The sequence below is a fragment of the Bradyrhizobium sp. 62B genome (assembly GCF_030272265.2).
GTDB lineage: Bacteria > Pseudomonadota > Alphaproteobacteria > Rhizobiales > Xanthobacteraceae > Bradyrhizobium.
Genome location: NZ_CP092841.2, coordinates 4241738 through 4266131, shown reverse-complemented (window position 1 = coordinate 4266131; position 24394 = coordinate 4241738). Strand labels below are relative to the sequence as shown.

16 protein-coding genes are annotated in these 24394 nt (G+C 59.4%); 10 read left to right on the top strand and 6 right to left on the bottom strand.

The window, feature by feature from the left end:
- Window positions 1-107: 107 nt before the first annotated feature.
- Window positions 108-1085 (top strand): glycosyltransferase family 2 protein, encoded by a 978-nt coding sequence (locus ML401_RS20175; RefSeq protein WP_285806672.1) that lies wholly within the window; start codon window positions 108-110, stop codon window positions 1083-1085.
- Between the two features lie 110 nt (window positions 1086-1195).
- Here the strand turns inward: ML401_RS20175 and ML401_RS20170 are convergent, their stop codons facing one another.
- The gene (locus ML401_RS20170) at window positions 1196-2467 is read right to left on the bottom strand and encodes a hypothetical protein (protein ID WP_285806671.1); all 1272 of its coding nucleotides are present in this window, start codon (window positions 2465-2467) and stop codon (window positions 1196-1198) included.
- A complete protein-coding gene (locus tag ML401_RS20165) occupies window positions 2464-3255 on the bottom strand; it encodes an FkbM family methyltransferase (RefSeq protein ID WP_285806670.1) in 792 nt (263 codons plus the stop codon). The genes ML401_RS20170 and ML401_RS20165 overlap by 4 nt, the downstream gene beginning before the upstream one ends.
- Before the next feature lie 144 nt (window positions 3256-3399).
- On the opposite strand from ML401_RS20165, the gene ML401_RS20160 reads away from it, so the two are divergent.
- The 3 genes from ML401_RS20160 to ML401_RS20150 all read left to right on the top strand — a co-directional run bounded on the left by ML401_RS20160 (window position 3400) and on the right by ML401_RS20150 (window position 6610).
- Entirely contained in the window at window positions 3400-4494 is a 1095-nt protein-coding gene (locus tag ML401_RS20160; RefSeq protein WP_285806669.1) for a glycosyltransferase family 2 protein, read from the top strand.
- A 263-nt stretch (window positions 4495-4757) separates the two neighbouring features.
- Complete coding sequence (locus ML401_RS20155; RefSeq protein WP_259211722.1) at window positions 4758-5672, top strand: glycosyltransferase family 4 protein; 915 nt, start codon at window positions 4758-4760, stop codon at window positions 5670-5672.
- 32 nt (window positions 5673-5704) lie between these two features.
- A complete protein-coding gene (locus tag ML401_RS20150) occupies window positions 5705-6610 on the top strand; it encodes a right-handed parallel beta-helix repeat-containing protein (protein WP_285806668.1) in 906 nt (301 codons plus the stop codon).
- Between the two features lie 132 nt (window positions 6611-6742).
- On the opposite strand, the gene ML401_RS20145 is transcribed toward ML401_RS20150, so the two are convergent.
- A complete protein-coding gene (locus ML401_RS20145) occupies window positions 6743-7858 on the bottom strand; it encodes a 2OG-Fe(II) oxygenase (RefSeq protein ID WP_285806667.1) in 1116 nt (371 codons plus the stop codon).
- Between the two features lie 597 nt (window positions 7859-8455).
- Here ML401_RS20145 and ML401_RS20140 point away from each other — a divergent pair.
- From ML401_RS20140 to ML401_RS20125, 4 genes are all read left to right on the top strand, one after another.
- Entirely contained in the window at window positions 8456-10960 is a 2505-nt protein-coding gene (locus tag ML401_RS20140) for an Ig-like domain-containing protein (RefSeq protein WP_285806666.1), read from the top strand.
- 91 nt (window positions 10961-11051) lie between these two features.
- Window positions 11052-12986 (top strand): type I secretion system permease/ATPase, encoded by a 1935-nt coding sequence (locus tag ML401_RS20135; RefSeq protein ID WP_259211711.1) that lies wholly within the window; start codon window positions 11052-11054, stop codon window positions 12984-12986.
- Entirely contained in the window at window positions 12983-14326 is a 1344-nt protein-coding gene (locus tag ML401_RS20130; protein WP_259211709.1) for an HlyD family type I secretion periplasmic adaptor subunit, read from the top strand. The genes ML401_RS20135 and ML401_RS20130 overlap by 4 nt, the downstream gene beginning before the upstream one ends.
- 865 nt (window positions 14327-15191) lie before the next feature.
- Window positions 15192-15806 carry a transglutaminase-like cysteine peptidase gene (locus ML401_RS20125; protein ID WP_285806665.1) on the top strand — a complete coding sequence of 205 codons (615 nt, stop codon included), beginning with the start codon at window positions 15192-15194 and terminating at the stop codon, window positions 15804-15806.
- A 53-nt stretch (window positions 15807-15859) separates the two neighbouring features.
- On the opposite strand, the gene ML401_RS20120 is transcribed toward ML401_RS20125, so the two are convergent.
- The 3 genes from ML401_RS20120 to ML401_RS20110 all read right to left on the bottom strand — a co-directional run bounded on the left by ML401_RS20120 (window position 15860) and on the right by ML401_RS20110 (window position 22939).
- A complete protein-coding gene (locus tag ML401_RS20120) occupies window positions 15860-20506 on the bottom strand; it encodes a DUF4082 domain-containing protein (protein ID WP_285806664.1) in 4647 nt (1548 codons plus the stop codon).
- A gap of 329 nt (window positions 20507-20835) precedes the next feature.
- On the bottom strand, window positions 20836-21078 hold the full coding sequence (locus ML401_RS20115; RefSeq protein WP_259211703.1) for an acyl carrier protein: 243 nt from the start codon (window positions 21076-21078) through the stop codon (window positions 20836-20838).
- Window positions 21065-22939, bottom strand: coding sequence for an HAD family hydrolase (locus tag ML401_RS20110; RefSeq protein ID WP_285806663.1), 1875 nt, complete (start codon window positions 22937-22939; stop codon window positions 21065-21067). The genes ML401_RS20115 and ML401_RS20110 overlap by 14 nt, the downstream gene beginning before the upstream one ends.
- A gap of 147 nt (window positions 22940-23086) precedes the next feature.
- On the opposite strand from ML401_RS20110, the gene ML401_RS20105 reads away from it, so the two are divergent.
- A complete protein-coding gene (locus ML401_RS20105) occupies window positions 23087-23698 on the top strand; it encodes a GNAT family N-acetyltransferase (protein WP_259211692.1) in 612 nt (203 codons plus the stop codon).
- A gap of 221 nt (window positions 23699-23919) precedes the next feature.
- On the top strand, window positions 23920-24318 hold the full coding sequence (locus tag ML401_RS20100) for a VOC family protein (protein ID WP_285806662.1): 399 nt from the start codon (window positions 23920-23922) through the stop codon (window positions 24316-24318).
- Window positions 24319-24394 lie beyond the last annotated feature (76 nt).

Here is a 24394-nt window from a genome sequence, read left to right as displayed (position 1 = left end):
GACCTGATGAATAGTCGATCCACATTGCGGGGAAGCCACGTTGCGATGCTGAGCTCAGGAACCTCAGAAGGCCTGTTCCCGAGCGATTTGGCGGGAATGGATGCGCCGTGAGCACCGTCGATGCGATCATTCCCTGTTATCAGTATGGGCATTTCCTCAAGGAATGCGCTGAAAGCATACTGAAGCAGTGCGGACCCGAGTTGCGGCTGCTGATCATCGATGATGCATCGACGGACGGCACACCCCAAGTCGCGCAGGAGCTGGTTCGTGCCGATCCTCGGGTCGAGTTCCGCAGACATTCTGTCAATCACGGCCACATCGCCACCTTCAATGAGGGGATCGCCTGGGCCGCTGCGGACTACATGATTCTGCTCTCCGCGGACGATTATCTGATGCCCGGTGCGATCGAGAGAGCGACGAGACTGATGGATGATCATCCCTCAGTCGGCCTCACGTTTGGCGGTGCGGTCGCGCTTTATCAAGGTCGCGAGGAGATCGTGGCGTCGCCGCCGGAGCTCGGGTCTGGTACGAAGATACTGTCCGGTCGAGACTTCATCAAAATCGGGGGCGCCAGAAATATTGTGGTCGCACCGAGCGTGATAGTGCGAACGAGCCTGCAGAAGAAGGTGGGCGGATACTTACCGGATTTGACGCACAGCGGCGACATGGAGATGTGGTTGCGGTTCTCGGCCCATGGTTCGGTCGGTTTCATCGATGCGATTCAGGCGGTGTATCGACGACATTCAACCAATATGTCGGGCGGATATTCGGCTGAGCAGGACTTCCAGCAACGTAAACTGGCGTTTGAGTATTTCCTGGACAGCTGTGCTGCGGTGCTTCCAGACGTCAATGATCTTCGGTCCTGGTTAATGGGTCATTTGGCGCTCGACGCGATCAGTTGTGCGAGCCGTGCCTTCAACGAGGGAGACGTTGAACTATCTGATCGCCTTTCGGCGATTGCGTCAAAGCTGGACCCTAGCGTCACGAAATCGCGTCGGTGGTGGCTTCTCGCCTGCAAACGGCAGTTGGGATCGCGCGGGTGGCAGCTGCTGCGGCCTGCTATCGAGCGGCTAAGGACGATGTGATCAGCTCTGAGGCTCCCAGGCTGGCCTACAACTGGCGTTTCGGCCCCGACCGCGAATGGCTTGTGGCGCCGCGGCTAAAAAATTCCTCGCGTTCGGACCGGTTGGCAGGGCTAAGCCTGGTACATCGAGAACTCCCGCAGCGACGCCCTAATGCCGATGCATACTCCCCAAAATATCCAGAGGTAATTCCAGTAGTGGACCGTCAGCCCGGTGAACATCAGCATCACTACGGCGACGGTGAATGCGATGCGCAGATCTGCCGCGCTAGGATCTTCCACTATGCCCTTGAAGCGCCCTTTTGCCGGTAGGACGCTCGCGATATTTGTCAGGACAAGCAAGAAAACCATAGGAAGTCCGAACCGAAGCGCAAACACCAGCCACACCGAGTCGACGGTGGTATCGAGAATGTCGTGATTGAGCGGGCCGAACGCGTATCCGGTGAAAGGGGACTCCATGATCTTTTGTGTAGCGGCGTCCCAGATCAACATTCGAAAGTATCCCGACACTGGATCAAAGGTCAGGTGGGAGATGATCCAGCCAAGCGGGTGATTGGCCACGGCCAGGATCACGACAACGATCGTAACAAGACACATCTGGAACGCGCGCCATCGTCCGGAATATTCTTTCAGTGCCGTATCATAAAGGTAGAGCATCAGGACAATGAGACACGACAACAGAGGCGCGGAGGACAACGACAAGAGGCAGCCGAAAACGCAAAGACCCGCCCAGAGCATCTTTGACAATGGGCGTTGCTTCGAAAACAGGAAGATACCGCAAGCGACGGTGCAGTAGGTGCCCAACAGAATTGGGTGGTCAAACGTCGAGGCGGCTCTTACCCAATACAGCCTGAAGTCGGGCGAGAGCGGCGCATAGCTGCCGAAAGCGGCAGAAAACATTTCTTGAACAATGAGCCGACCCGACAAGTTATCGAAAAGCGCCAGCACGACGATGTAAGCAGTCACAAGCTTCAATGGTTGAATGAAGCTGTAGATTGCCGCCGGGCCGAAGAAAAATCCGCGCGCTACAATGTACCCGCCCAGGAACTCGAGGGCCTCGGCGCCGGTCGATGAGATCGCACCCGGCCCGCCCGTGTAGTTGGCGGCTGCGAACATCCATGCTGCTACGGCACAAGCAAGATAATCCGAGGCGAGGGTGTGGCGGCGGGCCCTGGCTAGTCTTGCAATCGCAGGTACTATGAGGAGCAAGATACCGATCCGCCCTACCGTCAATTTCGCATCGGCGAGGTAAAGTTGGACTTGCGCTGCCGGTAGAATGAGCCCCATTAGTAGCAGCCAAGCTGGCAGCGTACTGCATCGCTCGGAGGCTCTCGGCAATGCCGTACTTGTCAGGCCGAATTCGTCCCCTGCGGTCGTGATGCTCATGAGAGAACTGCCTTGCCCGGTGACCCCGTTTCGATCTGAACGCGGCGGCTGTGATCGTCAGTCAAATACCATGTGAAAGTAACTGAACGCGGCGCCAGCCCCGTCGCGAAACGTCCGTCCTGAAAGACGTACGGCCGATAGCCGATGTCGGAAACGAATTCTGAAATCTCGTCCGATGCAAAGGCGCACATCAGTGCTGGCTTGTGCCGCCTCAGCGTGTGCTCAGACCCTTGCAGGATCTCCAACTCGGCACCCTGGGCATGCACCTTGATCAGGGAGGGCGACATGGCAAAGGAATCGAGCGTGCGGCATTCGATCTTGTGTTCGCCCACGGTTAATTTGGACTGATCGAAACGGTACATGCGGCCGGAATTACTCAGCCACTCGGTCGCCGCCTCGCGGGAGGTCGCCGCCATGCCGTCGCAAGCCCACCATCCGTAGGAGGGAACGAAGAACGTAATGGTGCCCGGCTTGGCTCCTAGCGCGTAGGCGTTGATCGAGACGGACGGATCTCCGGAGAAGCGGAGTTTAAGCCGCTCCGCCGAGAGAGGTTCCGGTTCGAAGGCGACGATGGTCGATTGCGGCCTGAACCTCTTGAAGGCCCGGATGCTTTGACCGCGGTTCGCTCCGATGTCGATGATCAAACCATCGGCGCTAGCGGTCCAGGTAGCCCCCCTGTACTCGGGTTTCGCAAGGTATGAGGCCGCCGCGTCCTTGAATGCAAATCGCGCAGCGGCAACGCCGGGGATGTTCGCATATGCGAAACGGGCAAAAGGCTTCAAATTCATGACGGTAGGGCCTTGCCGAGGCAGAGGTGTCGAGCGGTCGTTTCAGCCGCTTCAAATTAAACAAAATAAATGAGATTGCAATATCGAGCATTTAAAGCTACGAGGATATATATAATTTATTAAATCGTCGGAGCGAAAGTTCCCATGGCGGCCGGGTTGAAGGCTAGCGAAACGGATGCTTCTTATGGGCTGGCGGAAGACCTCGTTTCCGAGGTTGCGGTTCTCATTGTCGGTTATCGGAACTCAGAGGACATCGTTGATTGCCTGACAGCGTTATCGCGCGCGACGACTTCGCCTGGTTTCGACGTCTTCATTTGCGAAAATGGCGGTGATGATGCTTATCGCCGCCTTCTTGACGCTCTGATCAGCGAAGCAGGCCCTTGCCTGCCAGGCCAATCTCTTGGAATCCAAATAGATGGCATTGCTGGCCGGTTTACCAACATTCAGCGCCTGGTTCTGCGAGCAAGGTCGTCAAATGTTTGGGTTGCCTGCGCCTCCGACAACCTGGGCTATGCCGGCGGGATTAACGCGTGGCTGCGCCCTCTCTCCGCGATACCCACTTGGCGGGCCATCTGGATCTTGAATCCAGACACTCAGCCGACCGAGTCTGCGTTGGCGGCCCTACACGAACGGGCGGAGTCCGGTCGGAAGGCGATGGTGGGCAGCACTATTCTCGACAGCCCGGACGCAGACCATGTGAGATTTCGCGGCGGGCTTTCCTGGCAAAAGTTGGCGGCGAGAGACGTCGCCATCGGCTTGGGAGAACTTCTCAACGTGTCCTGCAACATCGCCGCGGTTGAAGACGCGATGGATAGCCCTTCGGGGGCATCGATGTACGTGACCCGCTGGTGCATCGAGCAGATCGGCCTCATGGATGAAAGCTATTTCCTGTTCTACGAGGATATGGATTGGGGGCTTCGCGCGAGGCATCTGGGGCTCGGTTATGCGGCCGAGTCGATCGTCGTTCACAAGCGAGGTACGACGACGGGATCGGGCAGGGCGTCATCGTCCATACCGGTGCTCTCCGTCTATCTCCAGCACCGCAATTGCGTTCGTTTTGTGCGACGACATTTTCCCTGGTCGGTGCCCCTTAGAGTCGCGGTTTCCCTCATGTATGCGCTCAGGTTCTTGCTGCAGGGAGCGCCAAACAACAGTCGCGCAGCGATCGAAGGACTTGTCGCTGGATTGAAGGGCGAGATGGGCCGGCCGAAATGGCATACTGAACAAGTAAGCGGCTAGGGGGCTGTCGTATGAGTGCGCATGTGGGTGTGTTCATGCCTCTGCCGGTGAGTCCGAAGGGGCCCGCTTATACTTGCGGAATGCTGGCCCGCGGGATGACAGGTTCTGATTTTGCGGTCACGATCGTTTCGCCTCGTGCAGCAATGGATCTAGTATCCCCCGCAAAGGTTGTGCAGGTCCTTCCGATATGGGCTCGATATGTGCCGTACAAGTGGGTGCGATCGAGATCCTCGAGAACGATTGAAGGTATATTTCTTAAACAGATGACCAAGGAAACATCCGAAGATCGCATCGCCTATATTTGGCCAGATGCATCGTTGAACACTATCCTTGAACTTAAGCGCCGCAACATACCTGTTTTCCGAGAGATGATTAATTGCCATCGAGGCTCAGCCAAAGTCATTCTCGATGAGGCGTACAAACAGTTGGGCATCTCTCCTCGTCACGGAATTACGGACGAATCTGTCGATGCCGAGCAGGCCGCTCTGGATGCTGTAGACTTTATCTTTTGTCCAAATGCTATGGTCGAGGCGTCGCTTCTGCGCTCCGGCCTGCCTGCGTCGAAATTGGTGAGTACGAGTTATGGGTGGGACCCGCAGCGGTTTAGCGGGACCAACAGACTCCTACCCCCGTGCGACGGCATTACTGCGGTATTCGCTGGCTCCATTTGCGTCAGGAAGGGCTGTCATCTGCTCCTGGATTATTGGGCGCGGAGCAACGTTCGTGGACGACTCGTGCTGGCGGGCGCGCTCGAGACCGCCATAAAGGAACAGTGCGCCGCTCTTCTGGCAAGGCCTGATGTTGTTGTGCTCGACTACGTGGACGACATTGGCAGCCTCTATCGCTCTGCTGACATTTTCGTCTTCGCTTCGTTGGAGGAAGGGGGGCCACAAGTGACCTACGAAGCGTGCGGGTGTGGCTTACCGGCCATTACGACTCCAATGGGAATGGGAAGGATTGTGCGCGATGGTCAGGAAGGACTCATCGTGGATGCCTATGACCGTGATGGATGGGTAGTGGCAATTCGGGCTCTTGCAGAGGATGGTGATCGTCGAAGGCGTTTGGGCGCGGCAGCTGCGGAACGCGCGCGCGCATTTGGTTGGGATGAAGTTGCTGCCAAGCGAAGGCGACAGATGTTGGAGCATGTCGCGGCCGTTCCGGCCGCAGCTTTTGCTTAATGCGGCCAGCGGCTTAGGCTAGGAGCGTGAAGGTGAGGAAGTTGTGGTGTTTGCTTCAGCACTATCGATCCACTAGGCGCCAAGCAGGGGTCTGCTCGGCCATTTTTCAGATTCTTGTTTCGTCGGCGGCTGACGCAGAGACAATTAGGTTTCGCGACAAAACGATCGATTTGACCGGATTCCCAAATGCGACCACTACCGGCGTTCCTCCCGGCAAGATTCTGACCGCTTCTCCTGGGTTCGTGATTACTACCCCAGGTGCGGTGATTGAAGGTCTGGATATTACCGGTGCAGTGGTAGTCGAGGCTCCGGATGTCAGATTGCAGGATTGCAAGGTTACCCATGCGGGCCACAACGTCATTGTGATTAGGGGTGGAATTTCAGGGACAATCATCCAAAATTGCGAGATCGATAATCGAGGATATGGTGGTCAGTGCATAGCCGGCCAAGGAACGTTTCTCAGAAACAATATCCATGATTGTGCCGATGGAATTGATGTCCGCGGCGACAACACGCTAATTGAGGGCAACTATATCCATCAAATAACGGGGCCTTCCGATTCTCACTTTGATGGGATCCAAGCCGATGGCAGATTTTCACATCTGAACATTCGGCAGAACACCATCATCAACGAGAACACGCAAACGTCGGCAGTCATGATCGACAATTATACGGGGCCGATCGATGACGTGATGATCGACAGCAATTTGCTGCTCGGCGGCGGATATACCGTCTACATAAATGAAGTTGCGAAGGGCCAACCTGGCGGTGGACCGGTGACGAACGTAGTCTTCACGAACAACCAGCTTGCCGGGGGATATTGGGGCCCACTTGATCTTAGAACCGAGTTGGGCAACGTGCCGATTATTTCGGGCAACATTGACAGACTCACTGGTCGACCTGTTCGCGGGCCGAGAAAACCAGCTTTAAAAAAGTGACCGCGATCTAGGGAAATCGAATCGAACAGCGAGTGCGAGAGTGCTGGTCGATGAGCTAGAAGGATTGTAATAGATCGGGGCGAAGCACTCATTGCAGCCGATCGCAATCCCGAAGAGCTTAAGGCGTAATCCTCATTGCGGGGCTCCGCGAGCCGTACCATCGCTGGTGGACAAGGGCGCGCTGTTCTTCTCACGGATCTGTTGAGAGATCTCATCATAGAGAAAAGATACGAACGCGTAACGTCGATGACGCGTGACTGGTGTGACTTCGTGCAAAAGAGAGCACGAAAACACGATCGCGTCCCCCGGTCGAGTGCGATAGGTTTGAGAGTTGAATTCGGGGAAACTGAGGTAACCGCCTTCGAACGTCTCGTTCAAGTTGATTGTGACGGCGAAGCGACGATGAGCGACCATTGGTGACGTATTGTCGCGGTGTGGCTTGAAATGTCCTCCAGTCGTCGCGTCGTAGCACGCAACCAGATATCGCTCGATGCGCGTCGCAGAGAATTGGAATGCGCGATAAACCATGGGCAGAAGTCGCCGTGCCAATGATTCTCTGGCTTGTCGAAGTGCATCCTCATCAACAATGTAGTGATCTGAGCGTTTCCTAAATGTCGGATCGAAACGCCTGACGATTTTTCCTTCGTTTTCTACCAGTCCAATTTCGCGCCCCCCGTTCGCCTCGTGAAGGTCGACAAGCTTGCGACAAAACAGAGGATCGAACACTTGAGGTATGATGAGCACTGGTGCGGTTTGACCACTTGGTGGGCTAGCCAGGTGGTCTGTCAACCTGGAAACGATTCGCCTGACAAAGTCAGTCGGTTGGGTCAGGTGCACAATTTCAATAATCTGTAGTGCCGGACTTAATATGAAAGCAGCCGGCTCGATTGTTGCGAGCGGCGCCGTCGGTTCTCCTGGCGCAACGTATCGTCGCAGAATGGCCCCGGTTGAATCAAATAGAAAAAGCTGACCGGCACGATCATGGCGGACTCGCTCCAGACGGAAGTCATCCGGATCATTGCTCACCCCAACGAAAAGGGCGCGTTTCCCGTCAAATAAATCGTCGTGCCTCCCGAAGGCGCTGAGCGCTTCTGCGACACTGTGGCGAGCAGCGGTGCCAAAGAAAAACAGCACGATGACGCGACCGGCAAGTTCGTCGAAGGCAACGGTGTTGCAAGGCTGTGTGCCGGTGGATGCAGAGAACCACGGTGCCGGTTCGCCAACATTTAGAGGTGAGCTTTGAATCATGCCCTGTCCCTTGAGTCGTCCTGACCAATATTGCGGTGCGTTCTTTCAGTTGGCCTGGGCTGAATTATGGTCGCGTGGCCCTCGTTGTCTGGGGCGATCACCTCCAAAGGAAAACGAGTTCTCCTTTTGGTGACACAACGTCGCGCCGTGCGTTGGTGTTTAATGTATAATGGTGATTCATTTAATTTTCGCGGGTCGATCGCCACTTCAGTAATTCGGTACTTGGTGGCGCTGCTACACTCGGGCGCACGATAAGGGCGTGAATAACTTTCGGTGTGCTCTTGCAATAAACACCTTCGCCGCACAGCCTGCTGCTGGCTATCCGGCGGTGTTATTTCGCATTTTTTGAATATCGTGCGATCTGTGTAGTTCGGGTCACCCAAAAAATGACCCTAGTCACGCCGCCATCTGGTCCAAAAAAAGTCCTCGCCGACGGGGCATGAGACAACGCATGGGCACGCGTGGGGATAATCGCAGCCCGAAACTCACTGCATATCTAAACTGCGAAGGAGAATTCTCTTGGCAACTACTACTGCTTGGCCTGATGCGACGAATACGGGGGTGTCGGCGGGCGTCACCCTAACTCCATCAAGTGGCATGACGATCAACACACCGGGGGCGGTGATCTCGGGACTCGAAATCACTGGTATGGTGGTCATCAATGCGCCGAACGTGACCTTGAAAGACTGTAAGATATCGGGCGATGGATGGACGGTCGTCCGGGTCGCGGACGGCATCACAGGAGCCGTTATCGAGAATTGCGATATCAACGGGATGGGATCCGGTGGCCAAGGTATCACTGGACAAGGAACGTTCCTGAACAACAACATCCATGGGACTGCTGACGGTATCGGCGTCTCAGGCGATAATACTGTTATTCAGAATAACTACATCCACGACATGCAGGGCACTTCCGATTCGCATTTCGATGGGATCCAGGCCGATGGCGGCTTTTCTAATCTGACCATCAGCCACAACACGATCATCAACGAGCACACCCAGACAGGGGTGATCATGCTCGACAATTATTGGGGGCCCATCGATAACGTCAAAATCGACAACAATCTGCTGGTTGGCGGTGGCTACACTGCTTACCTCAATGAGGTGGCCAACGGCCAGCCCGGCGGCGGCGCAGTGACCAATGTGTCCTATACGAACAATCACGTTGGTGGCGGCTATTGGGGTGACATGGATCTGAGGACTGAACTCGGTCATGTGCCCGTGATTAGTGGGAATGTTAGTGACGGAGTCGCTCTGGCCGCCACGCTCAACACATCGGCGAACAGCGGTACCAACACGGGCGGGACTGCACCAGCCGCACCAGCCGCTCCCGTCATCGCGTCGTTCTCGACCGATAGCGGCACCGCCGGCGACAAGATCACCAACGACAATACCATCGAGCTCAAGGGCTCCGCTGCTGCCGGCAGCACGGTCAAGTTCTACGACGGTACGACCCAGATCGGTTCGACGACAGCGGACTCAAGCGGCAGCTGGGACTACATCACAAAGGTCCTGACCGACGCCAAGCACACGCTCACCGCAACGGCGACGAACTCGTCGGGGCAGACCAGCGCGGCGTCGTCTGCGTTGGCAGTCACCGTCGATACCAAGGCGCCGACTGCGCCGACCATTGCGAGCCATACGGTGAACAGTGCCAATCAGGCGGTGTTGTCGGGCACGGCGGAGGCGGGCAGCATTGTAAAGGTGCTCGACGGCACGACCCAGATCGGGACCGCGACGGCCAACAGCAGTGGTGCGTGGGGCTACACCAGCGCCGCCCTTGCTGCCGGTTCGCACAGCCTCACCGCGAACGCAACGGACGCGGCTGGCAACACCGGCGCGGCGTCCACCGCGTTCACGGCCAGCATCAGCACCTCGACGGCCCCGACCTCACCGACATCGCCGTCGTCGCCGACGCCTCCGACTGCCGGCAAGGTAATCGAGTCGGTTGGTGCGACAACTCTCGTTGAGAACGGCGGCAAATATTACCTCAACGGCAGCAGCGGTTCCGGCCCCACGCTGAAGAATAAGGGCGTGGATTTCGTGGACGGGTCTGATCACACCTGGGCACCGATCGCTGCGGAGAAGACCGCGACTGGCTATGAGGTTGTCTGGAAGGAGGCCAGCACCGGTCAGTACACGGCCTGGAACACCGACAACAACGGCAACTACGTCTCCCACGTGAGCACCCTGACGGGCTCCACTTGGGGCGGCTCGGTGTCGGGTTCGGACTCTGGCCTCAAATCGCTCGAGACGACGTTCCATCAGGATCTGAACGGTGACGGCCAGATCGGTACGTCCAGTGCGGGCACACCGACCTCGCCCACCTCGCCGACGTCGCCCACCTCGCCGACGACAGGTACACAGGTCGAGTCGGATGGTGTGACCACCCTCGTTGAGAACGGCGGCAAATATTACCTCAACAGCAGCACCGGAACGGGCCCTACGCTGAAGGATAACGGTGTGGCGTTTGTGGACGGGTCGGACGGCACCTGGACACCGATTGGTGCGGAGAAGACCGCGACGGGCTATCAGGTCGTCTGGAAGGAGACGAGCACCGGTCAGTACACGGCCTGGAACACCGACGCCAACGGCAACTACGTCTCCCATGTCAGCAGCCTGACCGGCTCCACGTCGGGCGGCTCGGTGTCGGGTACGGACTCCGGCCTTAAGTCGCTCGAGACGAGCTTCCATCAGGATCTCAACGGTGACGGGCAGGTCGGTACTTCCAGCACAGCTGCGTCGTCGACCTTATCCGCTACCACCAGTCAGGTCGCCACGGGCAGTACGTTCACCGCCTCGACGGGCAACACGACCCTGAAGGGCACTTCCGGCAACGACACCTTCGTTGGCAGCAGCCAAGCTGATACTTTCGTGTTTGGCGCGAACTTCGGCAACGACGTCGTCAAGGGCTTCGTTGCTCGCGGACCTGCTCACGACACGATCGAGTTCAGCAAGAGTGTGTTCGACAGTTTTGCGAGCGTTCTCTCCCACGCCTCCCAGTCAGGCGGCGACGTCGTGATCGCGACGGGGGGTGACACGCTCACGCTGAAGAACATCAAGCTCGATTCGTTGACCAGCCACGACTTCCACTTCGCGTAGGGGACGAGCCAACCACACTAGTACTCAACAACTGCCTCGGAGGATCTCTTGGGGGATCCTCCGACAAAGGCATTATCTGAGGGCGGCTGCCATGATGGACTTCAGACGGCGGGGGGTGATCCCCCCGCCTACAAATCTTTATCGACTCCCACTTATTCAATTGTCAGGACTATGGTCGGCTGCACGGCAGTGGGCGGAAGACGCCGAACTGCAGACACCGCAGCTGATCGGCTGGGCAAAGCGCCAGGTCGAAGTCCTGCGGCAACGGATATTCGCTGGTCGCCCCCGGCCGGCGGAGGACTATGACGAGTCGCAGTCAGAGCTGTCGACTTTCCTGCGGTCTTGCCGCCGGATCTTCTGGGCTCTCGCGGCCTTCAGCGGGATGAGCAATCTCCTCATGCTCACCGGCTCGTTTTTCATGCTGCAAGTTTATGATCGGGTGCTGCCCGGGCGCAGCATACCGACGCTGATCGCCCTGATGGTTCTGGCGACGGTGCTTTACTTGTTTCAGGGCGGGCTGGACCTCGTCAGGAACAGGATCAGTGCCCGGGTCGGCCGGTATTTCGATGAAAGGCTCGGCGTTCGCATATTCGACGCACTTGTTCGCCTGCCTCTCAAGACCAGGGCCGATGGCGATGGCTTGCAGCCGGTGCGCGACCTTGATCAGGTCCGCAGCTTCCTGTCGAGCGGAGGGCCCACGGCGCTCTTTGATCTGCCCTGGATGCCGATCTATCTCGGCGTCTGCTTCCTCTTTCACTTCTGGATTGGCGTCACTGCGCTGATCGGCGCGCTGGTGCTGGTCGGCATTACGATGCTCACCGAAACCCGAACCCGAGGCCCGGCAAAGGCATCCTCGCGTCTGGCAGTTTCACGAACGGCCCTTGCGCTCGAGGGGCGGCGAAATGCCGAAGTCCTGCAGGCCATGGGAATGCGGCAACAGGCAGCTTTCCGTTGGCGGGATGTCAACGCGAAGTACCTCGCGGCGCACGAGCGAGCCAGCGATGTCGCAAACGGACTCGGTGGTGCCTCCAAGATTTTTCGGGCGATCTTGCAATCGCTGGTTTTGGCCGTTGGCGCCGTCCTCGTCATCAACCAGGAATCGACCGCGGGCATCATCATTGCCGGATCGATCCTCACCGCGCGGGCACTGGCGCCCGTCGAAATGGCCATCGCGAACTGGAAAGGCTTCGTTGCCGCCCGACAATCGGGGCAACGGATCGATCACTTGCTGAAGCTTCTGCCTCACGAGGAGGAGCGGCTGGCATTGCCTGCGCCTGCTGAAACCCTCACCGCCGAGCAGCTCTATATCGGCGCCCCAAACTCCGAGCGGCCCACGCTCAGCGAAGTGTCATTCCAGCTGCGGAGCGGGCAGGCGGTTGGAATCATTGGTCCGAGCGGATCCGGCAAGTCGACATTGGCACGTGCGTTGGTTGGGGTGTGGCCGTGCGTTCGAGGCAGGATCCGGCTCGACAACGCCGCCCTCGATCACTGGTCTTCGGACGCCCTCGGCAAGCACATCGGTTATCTGCCCCAGGACGTCGAATTGTTCGACGGCAGCATTGCAATGAACATCGCACGGTTCGACCCGCAGGCAACCGCCGCCGCTGTTCTGGAAGCTTCGCATGCCGCGGGCGCGCACGACCTTATCCTCTCCCTTCCGGACGGTTACAGCACGAAGATCGGCGAGGGAGGGCTGGCGCTGTCGGCGGGGCAGCGGCAGCGTATCGGGCTTGCGCGCGCCTTTTACGGCAAGCCCTTCCTGGTCGTGCTTGATGAACCCTCTTCTAATCTCGATGCCGAGGGCGAGGAGGCCCTGACCGAGGCGATCATGAACGTGCGCCGTCGGGGTGGGATTGTCGCGATTGTCGCGCATCGTCCGAAGGCGCTGGAAGGTGTGGATCATGTCTTGTGCCTCGGGGAAGGCAGGGTTCAGTCCTTCGGCAAGAGAGAGGAGGTTCTCAGGAAAGTATTGCGGAATCCAGTACCGCTCAAGGTTGTCGCGGAAGCTCAAGGAGGCGGCCGATGAACGGTCAGGTGATCAGCGGCCAGGTGGTGAACGCTCACGTAACGCCGGCGTTGCAATCCATCCAGCGTTACATGACCGTCGGAATGATCATGTTCGCTCTGGTGACCTTTGGGGTCGGCGGCTGGGCGACAACGACCCAGCTATCGGGCGCGGTCATCGCCCAAGGCGTTGTCGTGGTGGATTCGAGCGTCAAGAAGGTCCAGCACGCCACGGGCGGGATCGTGGGGGAATTGCGCGTGCGGCAAGGCGACCGGGTCAAGGCAGGGGATATTTTGATCCGCCTCGACGAGACCCAGACGCTCGCCAACGCGACCATCGTCACCAACAGCATTGATGAGCTATTTGCGCGGCAGGCTCGCCTCGAAGCCGAGCGCGACGGCGCCGACCAGGTTATCTTTCCCAAGGTGCTGCTCGATCGAGCCAAGGAGAGCAACTCCGAGGCGAACCGTGCAATCACCGCGGAGCGGAAGCTGTTCGACCTGCGTCGTCAGGCGAGGAGCGGCCAGAAGGCGCAGTTGCAGGAGAAAAGCGCGCAGCTCGAAAACGAGATCAAGGGCTATACGGGGCAGACCGAGGCCAAGCAGAAGGAGGTCGAATTCATCCGCCAGGAGCTGGAAGGCGTGCGCAGCCTCTGGCAGAAAAATCTGGTGCCGATCACGCGGCTCAATTCCCTCGAGCGCGACTCCGCCCGCATCGAAGGCGAGCGCAGCCAGCTCGCAGGAATGATTGCTCAGTCGAAGGGCAAGATCTCGGAAATCGGACTCCAGATCATTCAGATCGACCAGGACCTGCGGACGGAAGTCGGCAAGGACCTGATCGAAACGCGCTCGAAACTCTCCGAATTGAGCGAGCGCAAGACTGCCGCGGTCGATCAGCTGAATCGGGTCGATATCAGGGCGCCACAATCCGGCCGCGTCCACGAGCTCAGCGTCCACACGGTGGGGGGCGTAATCTCTCCCGGCGAGCAGATCATGCTGATCGTGCCCGATGCGGACTCGCTTGCGGTCGAGGTCAAGATCGCACCGCGCGATATCGACCAGGTCTATGTCGGACAGACCGCGACAATGCGGTTCGCAGCGTTCAACCAGAAGACCACGCCCGAAATCGATGGCGAGGTCAGCATGGTCTCGGCAGACATCACGCAGGATCAGCGTGCCGGCACGAGCTACTATACGGGCCGCGTCCTGCTGAAGCCGGAAGAGCTGGCGAAACTCGGGTCGGCCAAGCTACTGCCCGGCATGCCGGTGGAGGTCTTCATCAAGACGGCTGGTCGGACGGCGCTGTCCTACCTGCTCAAGCCTCTGCACGATCAGGCGGAGCGCGCGTTTAAGGAGCGCTGAGTCGATCCAAGATAGCGGCGGCGTTCGACTGCATGCATTCGGGACCGGCGTCCTTTCCGTGGACGTCGGTGTTGCGACCAGCCTCTGAAGGCAAGGTTGGGCGACCGGAAGCATCGGCAGCCGACGTGCCTCGCCGACGAGCGCGCAGCTCGAACCGGAGCGGCATCTGCGGTCTGGTTTGAAGGATCCGCTGCCGTATTCTGGTGAGATCAGCGCGCCGCAAGAGATCCGGTGGGACGAACGTGATGAGATCGCCCCACCTCCTGGTCAACCGTAGCAAATCGCGCGCCTTTCGACGGATCGTCCGTGGCAGGTGCCTGTTGCCACTGGGCGGGACTACGGGTTGCTCGAACGACCGTCCGCTCAGTACGTCCGTTCGTTTGGCGTGCAGGGTCATCGCGACAACGAAGCCAAGTATTGCAGCTTCAGCTCCCAGAATGACGAGTAGCTCAACTGGCATGTGAAATCGGTCCTGCCTGAGGAAGCTCTGTCTGACGATTTGGGCGCGGTGAATAATTAAATCAACAATAAAATCCTGTGGGCGGTAAATCGTCGCCTGGCTCAGGGGCGCGAAGCACGTTCGTGCGCGCGCCGCGCTTCAGCGCTTTCCAGCGAGAACAACCGGAACCGGTCGAGGCTTCTCGCTCCCTTCATCGTTTCCATTCGTCCTCATTCGTCCTCGCAGGCGCTACTGGCGTCGCTGATCCTTCGCAGGGCAACTTTCAAATCTAGTATTGATAATATTATTGCCAATTAAATTAAATAGAATTATTATTAAATAGGATATTAAAATAGTGATTTAGCGCGATCGGGCGCGGCCATGCCGGCGGCGGGTCCCTTTGGCGTCCACATGGGGGATCGGCAGATGCAACGAACCTCGGGCCCCATCATCGCGGCAGCCATAGCGATGGTGATCGGCGGCGTTCAGTGGGCGCGTGCGGCATTGTCGACCGTGCCGAGGGCGCCCCAAGCAGACCTTGCGCACGTCGAGCTGGGACGCCCGACCCTTCCGCCCCTCACTTACACGGTGTTTTGCCTGCGCTATGAGGCCGAATGTCGCCCGCGGCGGTCCTTCCGCGGCGGTCCGATCCCGTTGACGAAGGAACGGTGGGCAGAGCTGAAAGCCGTCAATCGCACCGTGAACCGCGCCATTGCTCCGCAGCCCAATGAACTCGGTCTTGCAGGTGAGGAGTGGATCGTTAACCCGGCTCGCGGCGATTGCAACGATTACGCAGTGAGCAAGCGTCACGAACTGCTGCAACGCGGCTGGCCGGCGCGGGTTCTGCTATTGAGCGAAGTAGTCACCAGGTCTGGAGACCATCACCTTGTCCTGGTGGTGCGTGCCAGGACTGGCGATCTGGTCCTCGACAATCTAACGCCCGAGATCAAACCCTGGTCGCGGGTGCCATATGGCTGGGTCCGCATGCAGATGCCGAGCGACAGCCGATTGTGGGTGACGACTGGCCGTCCAGGAGCGTGACTCCTGCCGCACGGCCGGAAGTGGGCGATAGTCGAGAGCCGACGCACTCTCGGTCAAGACGCAGCGAGGCCCAGCGTGTTCCCGGCGGCCGCCGAGGGGTCGACCCAACGTCTGATCGTGCCGTCATATATATCGGCACCGTAGAGCCAGCCGTCGGGCCCCTTCTGCAGGTCCACAATGCCCGATACGTTGTCCACCAACTGGACGCTTGCGACCTGCCGGTTCGCATCCAATGTCGCGGCGAAGATCGTTCCATTGTAGACGTCGTCGAAGAACATGGTGTTCTGATTGTAGAAATCTCCCGCGGTGATCACATGGGCGTTGTCCGGAGCCCCGTGGCTTAGGGGCAAGATCGGGAACACGGCTGGCGGATCCGACAAATTGTTGCGGTTGCCATTGTTGTAGAAGGTGATCGCCTGCGCGAGGTTCTGGTAGCTGGCGGTCTTGTTCGGACCTTCAAAGTAGGGCCACCCGAAATTGGAGCCGGCTGGCCCGGTATCAATCTCTTCCCAGTTGTTCCAGCCGACGTCTCCAAGCACAGGCAGATTCGTGACGGGATCGAAGCTGAAGCGGTACGCGTTGCGGACGCCGTAGTAGAACACTTTCGACTGATTGCTGTTTGGATCGCCGGCCTGATAATACGGATTGCCGGGCGCTCCCTCACCCGTAATAGGATCGATCCGCAGGAGCTTGCCGGAGAGATTGTGGATGTCCTGGACCCGCACTGCGCGGGGATCGACGAAATTGTACGATGTGCCATCCCCGACCGTGAGGTAGAGATAGCCGTCGGGGCCGAAATGAACGGCACCGATGGAGTGCGAATCGCTGTCGGTCGCAATGTAATCACGGATGTTCTGGTTCTGGATGCCTGCCCGATCCGGATCATTGTCCTGCGATCCAGTCTCGATCTGACTTGCGGGCGCCGTGATCGTGGTGCCGTTGACAATCCCGGAAGGAACGATGCTGGGATCGCCGCCGCTGTTCGTGTCGGGGCGGCTGGTATAGGCCCAGACGCTGTTCTTGCCGACCAGCACCACTTCACTGGCTGGATCGGCGATCATTGTGTTGGGGTCGACAGTGACCCTCACCAGACGACTAGGCCGGTTGCCGCCCCCATCGGCGGCCGCAAGTCCGCTCTGGGTCGCCGTCTCGGGCGGATCGTAGGTGTAGAGCAGATAGACATAGTGGTTGCTTGCGAAATTCGGGTTCACCGCGATACCCAGCAGCCCGCGATCGCCGAAATCATTCACCTCGCTCGAGATATCGATGAGCGGAGTCGATCGCAATGTGCCGTTGTCCACCACGCGCACCACGCCGTCCTTCTGCGCGACCAGCATGTAGCGGCCGTCGGGAGTCCAGTCCATCGCCGCTGGTTGGCCCAGCCCCGTCACGGCTGTCTCGCCCACCAGATTGCCGAGAGCGGGGTTGTCATTGTCCAGGATCTTCACTGTCGTTGTCGCCTGAGTGCCGAGCGTGGCGCCCGTCGGGTTGCTCAAGGTGACGGTGAAGGTCTCGTCGTTCTCCGGCGTCGCATCATTGATGATCGGCACCGAGATGGTCTGGCTCACCTGGCCAGCAGCGAAGGTCACCGTGCCGGACGTGGTCGTGTAATCGGCACCCGCGAGTGCGCTGCCGCTGCTCGTCGCGAAGCCGACCGTGGCTGCTTGACTGGCGTTCCCGCTGCGCAGCAGCGTGATCGTCGCCGTCGGGCTGCTCTCCGCGACACTCACCACGACGTCCGCCATAGCGATCGAGGCGGGTGAGTCGTCGTCGACGATGGTTACGAGCACGGTGCGTGGAGCCCCGAGGGAGCCGGAGCCGGGATTCTGAAGGCCGATGGCGAACGTTTCGTTGCCTTCGGTGAGTTGATCGTTGACGATCGGGATGGTGAAGCTCTTCGTGCTCTCGCCCGGTGCGAAGACGATCTGGCCGGTGTTCGCCCGACCGTTGAAGGTGGGCTGGATGAAGTCCGATCCTGCCGTCGCGCTTCCGCCGGTGCCGATTTCGTTCGTCGTGTACTCGACGGTGTTTTGCGATGAGAGGTCGCCGGAGCGTGTGACGGTGACGGTGGCCGTGCCGGCTGCTTCACTAACATAGATCGTGGAAGTGTTGAGGAGCGCGATGACGTTGGACGGGGCGAACACGACGTCGCGGAAGTAGTTTGCATTCTGATAGACGTTGGTCGGGAAGACGCCCTCGGTGTAGTCGAAGACGCCGGCGCCGACCGGCGCGTTCAGGCCTTCATTGCTCATGCCGAACGCGAAGCCCTGCGTGGTGGAGACGTAGTAGCTGTTGATATTGACCGAGACCACGTAGGTCGTGCCGGCCGCGATGGTGAGCGGCGTGGCAAGGGTCGCCTGCTGCCAGCCCGATGCGCCTTCATTGGTGAACGTGACGGTCGCCAGCTCCTGGCCCGTCGCCGACCAGATGTGGCCGATATGGGTGCCGGTCTCGTTCGAAGCCTTGTAGTACCGGATCGCCTGGATCACGCCGGAGGCGTCGGCGGTGAAGCGCATCCCCAGCTCATAATCCGCCCCTGGCCCGTCGGTGGCATTGGTGTTGACCGGCGTCTGGGTGGTGAACAGGGTGGTTGTCGCACTCGCAGCGCCGACCGTCGCCGTGGCTGCGCTGGTTACGTTCTCGGCGGTGCCGAGCTGGTCGGTGTAGGTGGCATTCACGCGGATCCGCTTGCCGACCAGGCTGCTGTCGAGGGTGAGGCTCGAGGTCGTGGCGGACAGATTCGTCCAGGTGGTGCCGTCGGGGCTGCTCTGCCAGTGATAGGTGATGCTCGCCGGGACGCCGTCGGGATCTGTGATGCTGGCCGTCAGCGTCTGGTTCTGGGTCGCGGTGCCGCTGATCGTGACGACGCCGGCGTCGTTGACATTCGCCACTTTCGTGGCAGTCGCGGCGCTCACTGGGCTCTCGCTGCTGCCCAGGGGGTCCGTGTAAGAGGCGGAGACACGTATGAAGCTGCCGACCTGGGCCTGCGCGAGGGCCAGCGTGCTCGCCGTGGCGCCGGCGATGTTGGTCCACGTGGTGCCGTCCGTGCTTCGCTGCCACTGATAGGCGATGCTGCCCGGCACGCCATCGGCGTCGCTCACCGTCGCGGTCAAGGTCTGGTTCTGCGTCGGCGTCCCGCTGACGCTCACCGTGCCGGGGTGGTTGTTGGGGTTGGTCGCGCTCGCAGCGAACACGACGTCGCGGAAGTAGTTTGCATTCTGGTAGACGGCGGCCGGGAAGACGCCCTCGGTGTAGTCGAAGACGCCGGCGCCGACCGGAGCATTGAGACCACCATTGCTGATGCCCGAGGCGAATCCTTGCGTGGTGGAGACGTAGTAGCTGTTGATATTGACCGAAACCACGTAAGTCGTCCCGGCCGTGATGGTGAGCGGCGTGGCGAGGGTCGCCTGCTGCCAGCCCGATGCGCCTTCATTGGTGAACGTGACGGTCGCCAGCTCCTGACCCGTTGCCGACCAGATGTGGCCGATATGGGTGCCGGTCTCATTCGAGGCCTTGTAGTAGCGGATCGCCTGGATCGTGCCGGACGCATTGCTGGTGAAGCGCATCCCCAGCTCGTAATCAGCCCCGATTCCGTCGGTGGCATTGGTGTTGACCGGCGTCTGGGTGGTGAACAGCGTGGTGGTGGCGCTCGCGGCGGCCACCGTCGCCGTGGCCGTGCTGGTTGGAGTCTCGCTGCCGCCGAGCAGGTCGGTGTAGGTGGCATTCACCCGGATCCGCTTGCCGACCAGGCTGCTGTCGAGGGTGAGGGTTGAGGTCGTGGCGGCGAGGTTCGTCCAGGTGGTGCCGTCGGGGCTGCTTTGCCAGCGATAGGTGATGCTCGCCGGGACGCCGTCAGGATCCGTGACGGTGGCCGTCAGCGTCTGGTTCTGGGTCGCTGTGCCGCTGATGGCGACGACGCCGACGTCGTTGACGTTGGCCACGGCCGTGGCGGTCGCGGAGCTCACCGGGGTCTCGCTGCTGCCCAAGAGGTCGGTGTAGACAGCAGTGACACGTATGAAGCTGCCGACCTGGGCCTGCCCGAGCGTCAGCGTGCTCGCCGTAGCGCCCGTGATGTTGGTCCACGTGGTGCCGTTCGTGCTTTGCTGCCACTGATAGGTGACGGCGGCCGGCACTCCGTCCGCATCGCTCACCGTCGCGGTCAAGGTCTGGTTCTGCGTCGGCGTCCCGCTGACGCTCACCGTACCGGGGTGATTGTTGGGATTCGTCGAGCCCGCAGCGAACACGACGTCGCGGAAATAGTTCGCATTCTGATAGACGTTGGTCGGGAAGACGCCCTCGGTGTAGTCGAAGACGCCGGCGCCGACCGGCGCGTTCAGGCCTTCATTGCTCATGCCGAACGCGAAGCCCTGCGTGGTGGAGACGTAGTAGCTGTTGATATTGACCGAGACCACATAGGTCGTGCCGGCCGCGATGGTGAGCGGCGTGGCAAGGGTCGCCTGCTGCCAGCCCGATGCGCCTTCATTGGTGAACGTGACGGTCGCCAGCTCCTGGCCCGTTGCCGACCAGATGTGGCCGATATGGGTGCCGGTCTCGTTGGAGGCCTTGTAGTAGCGGATTGCCTGGATCGTGCCGGACGCGTCGCTGGTGAAGCGCATCCCCAGCTCGTAATCCGCCCCTGTTCCGTCGGTGTTGTTGGTCAGAACGGGGACCTGAGTGGTGAACAGAGTGGTGGTGGCCACGTTCTGTACTCCCGGGCTAGTCAGCCTAGTTGACTACAACTTAAAATTGCCGCCCAGCCTTGTGCGGGTTGCAGCGTCAATGTAGCTGCCGTGATGTTGGCATTAATAAAGTTAAATAACATAAAATAAATTAAATAAAACTGCTTTTTCACAAACGGAGAAGCAACGCTCGTCAACTTCTCTTGAACTTGAAAAAAACGGGCGTGCGTGAGTAAATTCGCTCAATGGTTGTGCCATGTGATTCCGGGAAGGCGAGGCGCCCAAGATTCGGATGCAGCGGGCTGCGCACTTTGTTTGCGCAGCCTCGAACAGGTTCGTGACGTCAGCTCTTATGGCTCCATCCGTTTCGCGATCAGATCGGCGAACTCTCCCAGGTTCCGGGCCGCCTCGACCTCGCCGACGCGGAATCGCACGCGAAACTTCTGCTCGATGGCGATGACGAGCGAGATCTGCATGAGCGAGTCCCACTCCTCGACGTCGGCCGCCGACAGCTCTGGCTTGGCCGCGACCTTCTCGAGGAAGATTCCGTCGAATACCTCCTGCAACTTCGCCAGTACTTCAGCTTGCTTCATAGGCCCTCCGGGTTACGCGGATCTTCGTGGAACGCGTCTGATAGTCTTCCACCTTGAGCTCGAACTCCTTTCGGGCGGCGGAGTCTTCCGTGCGCACGAAGCCGAACTCCTCGTAGATTCCGGCGACGATCCCGTTTTTGGCCGTCGGAAGATAAATGCCGCGGACTGTTGCGCAGCCGGCGATCGCTGCAAGCCGAAAAATCTCATTCATGATCTCGTCCTCGACCTGGCGCTTGAGCACGCGGCAGCTCATGAGCCAGGTATCGAGAATGAAGATGCCAGCCTCGATCTTTGCGATGACCACGGAGATGAGTCCGGAATCACCAAACCGATCCTCGAGCCGCATCGTGAAGCACCGGTAGTCCGGCCTTCTAAGGAGCCCCTGGATCTCAGTTTCGGATCGACGGGCCGTCGTCAGGTTGAACTGGTTGCTGCGCGCGATCAGCTGGGCAATGCGGGGCAGGTCGAGCGAATCGAACTCCTTGATCGTGCCTTGCATCTCAAGGGAAGCAAGGTAGGCAGGCATGTCGGTTACGCTCGCCGCGAGCTCCGTACGCCGCCGCTCCTGCCTGTACTGCGCCGTCCGCTCGAGATCCTCCTCGGTGACGTTCCGCGGCTCGAAATGGCGCCCCGCCTGGAGGCGACCGATGAATTCGGCGGGATCCGGCCCGAGGAGCACGCCTTCGACCTGCGGCTGAAACTGGCGCACGATCTCGATCTCCGCCGGGTTGTCGTCGGCAAAGACGAAGCTGTCCAGGCCAAGGCGGAGTTCATCCGCGATTCGCTGCAGGTTGTCGGACTTCGGATCCCAATTCGCTTTGAAGGCGGCGAAGTGCTCCAGCCGGAGAACCATCTCGGGATGCTTCTCGAATACCTCGATCGCGCGCGCATGGTCGTTCTTGCTGCATACCGCAAGCAGGACGCCGCGTTCGGAAAGCGCAAGGAGGTACTTCTGGAAAGCCTTGAAGGCTTCGCCGCGGGGAGACGAGTCGCCAAGTTCGATCCCCTCGACGCCGTCCTCCGCGATCACGCCCCCCCATAGCGTGTGATCGAGATCGAGTACCAGCACCTTCTTGGGGCCTTGCCTGCGGGAGGCAATCAGATGACTTAGCTCTTGCGCGATGTCGACGAGAAAATCAGGTGAGCCAAGCTGCTTCGATTCATACCAACCTCGGGCATCCTCCGCGGCCGTGATCCCGCGGCGTGCCGAGAGGAACTCGACGTCGCAGATTTGCACCTCAGCCGGGGCTCGGAGCCCGAGCTCGAGGTTTACCGCCTTGCGGAAACTCCAGTCGGCGCCAAGCGTGCGTGAACGAAACGAGCCGAGATCGAGGTCACCGGGCAGCGCAAGATTGGCGAGAATCACCGCCGCACCTGAGCGGGCGGTGAAAGTCTGCGCGAGGTTGAGGAGCTGCTCCGCGGTGCCAACTGCAGCTTCGCGCTGATGCTCCACGGCATCGAGAAGCGAGCCGGAAAACCGGCAGTGGCTCGCGTTCGGCAGAATGAAGGCGAGATCCGGCTTGAAGGCGTATAGTGGGCTCGAGCCGTCGAGGATTTCCGAGACGAAATTATCGTACGCGCCGAGGAAGCGTTCGCACTCGATTCCGCGAACGGCCAGGAGATGTTCAACCAGTTCGTGCAACGGATAAAGGTTGTAGCCGCCCATCAAGGCGAGGCGGAGGCTTGGTTGGACACTTTCGGTCGTATGTAGCTTCGCCTTTTTTCGAAGCGTCGACAGAAAGAACAGTTCGGAAAAACTCGCCGCTTGTCGCGAACGGGCGGCGAGATGTCCCCAGAAGGCGGCATCGCCGGCCAGCGCCAAGGACTTGAGTTCGGCATCATCGACGTGCCGGTCCGGCAAGACGGGTGCAGCAGCGAGAATAGCGAGCCTCCATCGAGGAAAGCGGCATCATTTGATTGTAACTCATATTAAATAATGATAACGTTGAGGTCAATTAAATATATTTAAATGCCTTTTATTAACGCTAAATAGATAGATGGCTGGCATATGGGATTAGAGCCTCTGAGTTCGGGTGCGCTGTCCACCAAGGCCGAGAACCTCAAGCGGCTCCCTGAAGGAAATAACCTGGTCCTCCGAGAGGTCCGGCTGGAGGACTCCGCGCAAATCATCGCTTGGCGGAACGATCCCGTTCTCGGCAAGTTCATGACCCGGGAAAAGCTGACCTTGGCCCAGCAGGAAGAGTTCTTCCGAAACTATCAGGCGAAAGCGGACGACTACTATTTCATTGCCGAATTCAAGCGCTCGAGAAAGCCGGCTGCCAGCATCGCCCTTGCGAATCTGGACTTCGCGGCGAAACGCGGCGAGGTGGCCCGGTTGATCGTCGATCCTGCCGCGCGCCTCTTTCTGGCCGAGATCTTCGATCTGCTTTTCGCCTTCGCGTTCGTGCAGCTAGGGCTTTCGGTCGTCATAGCCAACGTGCAAAGCAGGAACGGGCCTGCGAAGAACTTCCACATTCGCCTTGGTTTCCAGATCGAAAAGATTGCGCCGAAGGCTTGGTGGAACGGCGACGATGTGATTACGTTTCGGATGTCGCGCGAGGATTATCCGCGGTTGAAGCAGGCCTGGTCGGCGCTGCTCCTCGATGCGCGGGAAGGTTAACCGTCCGAGTAGCTCGCCAGAGCAGTGGGAGCAGCGCATCGCGCCTCCAGAGCCCCTCATGGACAGCGCGTGGATCACGGAAATTTACTTCTTTCCGTCTGCGTCGCGCCCGACAGAGGTTCGTATATTTACTTGCTCGCGCGGCCCTCTACAGTCTCGGTATTTTAGCTCGACCGGACGCACCCGTCTCCTTGCGCTGGCAAGGCAAAGAGGAATGCTAGATGGATTTGCAGTTTCATCATTTGGGAATGGCGTGCCGAAAGATCGCGGCGGAGCTGCCGGAGCTCGCGATTGCTGGCTACCGGCCTGAAGGACCTGTGTTCGAGGACCCGATCCAGCAGGTTCGGATTCAGTTCGTGTCAGGCGGCGGCCCACGCCTGGAGCTCATTGAGCCGATCAGCGCACAATCGCCGGTGCAAGGTGTCCTGAAGCGCGGTAGCAAATTATATCATCTTGCTTACGAGGTGGGCCGCTTCGACGATGCGATCGCCAGCTTCAGGGCGCAGCAGTATCTTCCCGTGTCGTCACCCGCGCCCGCGGTCGCGTTCGAGATGCGTCGTATAGTGTTTCTCGCCTCCGCAACGCTCACGCTCATCGAGCTCATCGAGGCGAGGACCTAGAGCATGATCCGGAAAAGTGTGACGCGGTTTTCATGCTCAAAACAAAGGCCTAAAGCGCGATGACGATTCATCCAAA

What these genes read in the sequence shown, in the direction of transcription:
- ML401_RS20130 (WP_259211709.1), top strand. Translation starts at nt 12,983, where the DNA reads ATGAACGGTCAGGTGATCAGCGGCCAGGTGGTGAACGCTCACGTAACG.
- ML401_RS20125 (WP_285806665.1), top strand. Translation starts at nt 15,192, where the DNA reads ATGCAACGAACCTCGGGCCCCATCATCGCGGCAGCCATAGCGATGGTG.
- ML401_RS20140 (WP_285806666.1), top strand. Translation starts at nt 8,456, where the DNA reads ATGACGATCAACACACCGGGGGCGGTGATCTCGGGACTCGAAATCACT.
- ML401_RS20165 (WP_285806670.1), bottom strand. Translation starts at nt 3,255, where the DNA reads ATGAATTTGAAGCCTTTTGCCCGTTTCGCATATGCGAACATCCCCGGC.
- ML401_RS20105 (WP_259211692.1), top strand. Translation starts at nt 23,087, where the DNA reads ATGGGATTAGAGCCTCTGAGTTCGGGTGCGCTGTCCACCAAGGCCGAG.
- ML401_RS20135 (WP_259211711.1), top strand. Translation starts at nt 11,052, where the DNA reads ATGATGGACTTCAGACGGCGGGGGGTGATCCCCCCGCCTACAAATCTT.
- ML401_RS20160 (WP_285806669.1), top strand. Translation starts at nt 3,400, where the DNA reads ATGGCGGCCGGGTTGAAGGCTAGCGAAACGGATGCTTCTTATGGGCTG.
- ML401_RS20170 (WP_285806671.1), bottom strand. Translation starts at nt 2,467, where the DNA reads ATGAGCATCACGACCGCAGGGGACGAATTCGGCCTGACAAGTACGGCA.
- ML401_RS20155 (WP_259211722.1), top strand. Translation starts at nt 4,758, where the DNA reads ATGACCAAGGAAACATCCGAAGATCGCATCGCCTATATTTGGCCAGAT.
- ML401_RS20100 (WP_285806662.1), top strand. Translation starts at nt 23,920, where the DNA reads ATGGATTTGCAGTTTCATCATTTGGGAATGGCGTGCCGAAAGATCGCG.
- ML401_RS20145 (WP_285806667.1), bottom strand. Translation starts at nt 7,858, where the DNA reads ATGATTCAAAGCTCACCTCTAAATGTTGGCGAACCGGCACCGTGGTTC.
- ML401_RS20115 (WP_259211703.1), bottom strand. Translation starts at nt 21,078, where the DNA reads ATGAAGCAAGCTGAAGTACTGGCGAAGTTGCAGGAGGTATTCGACGGA.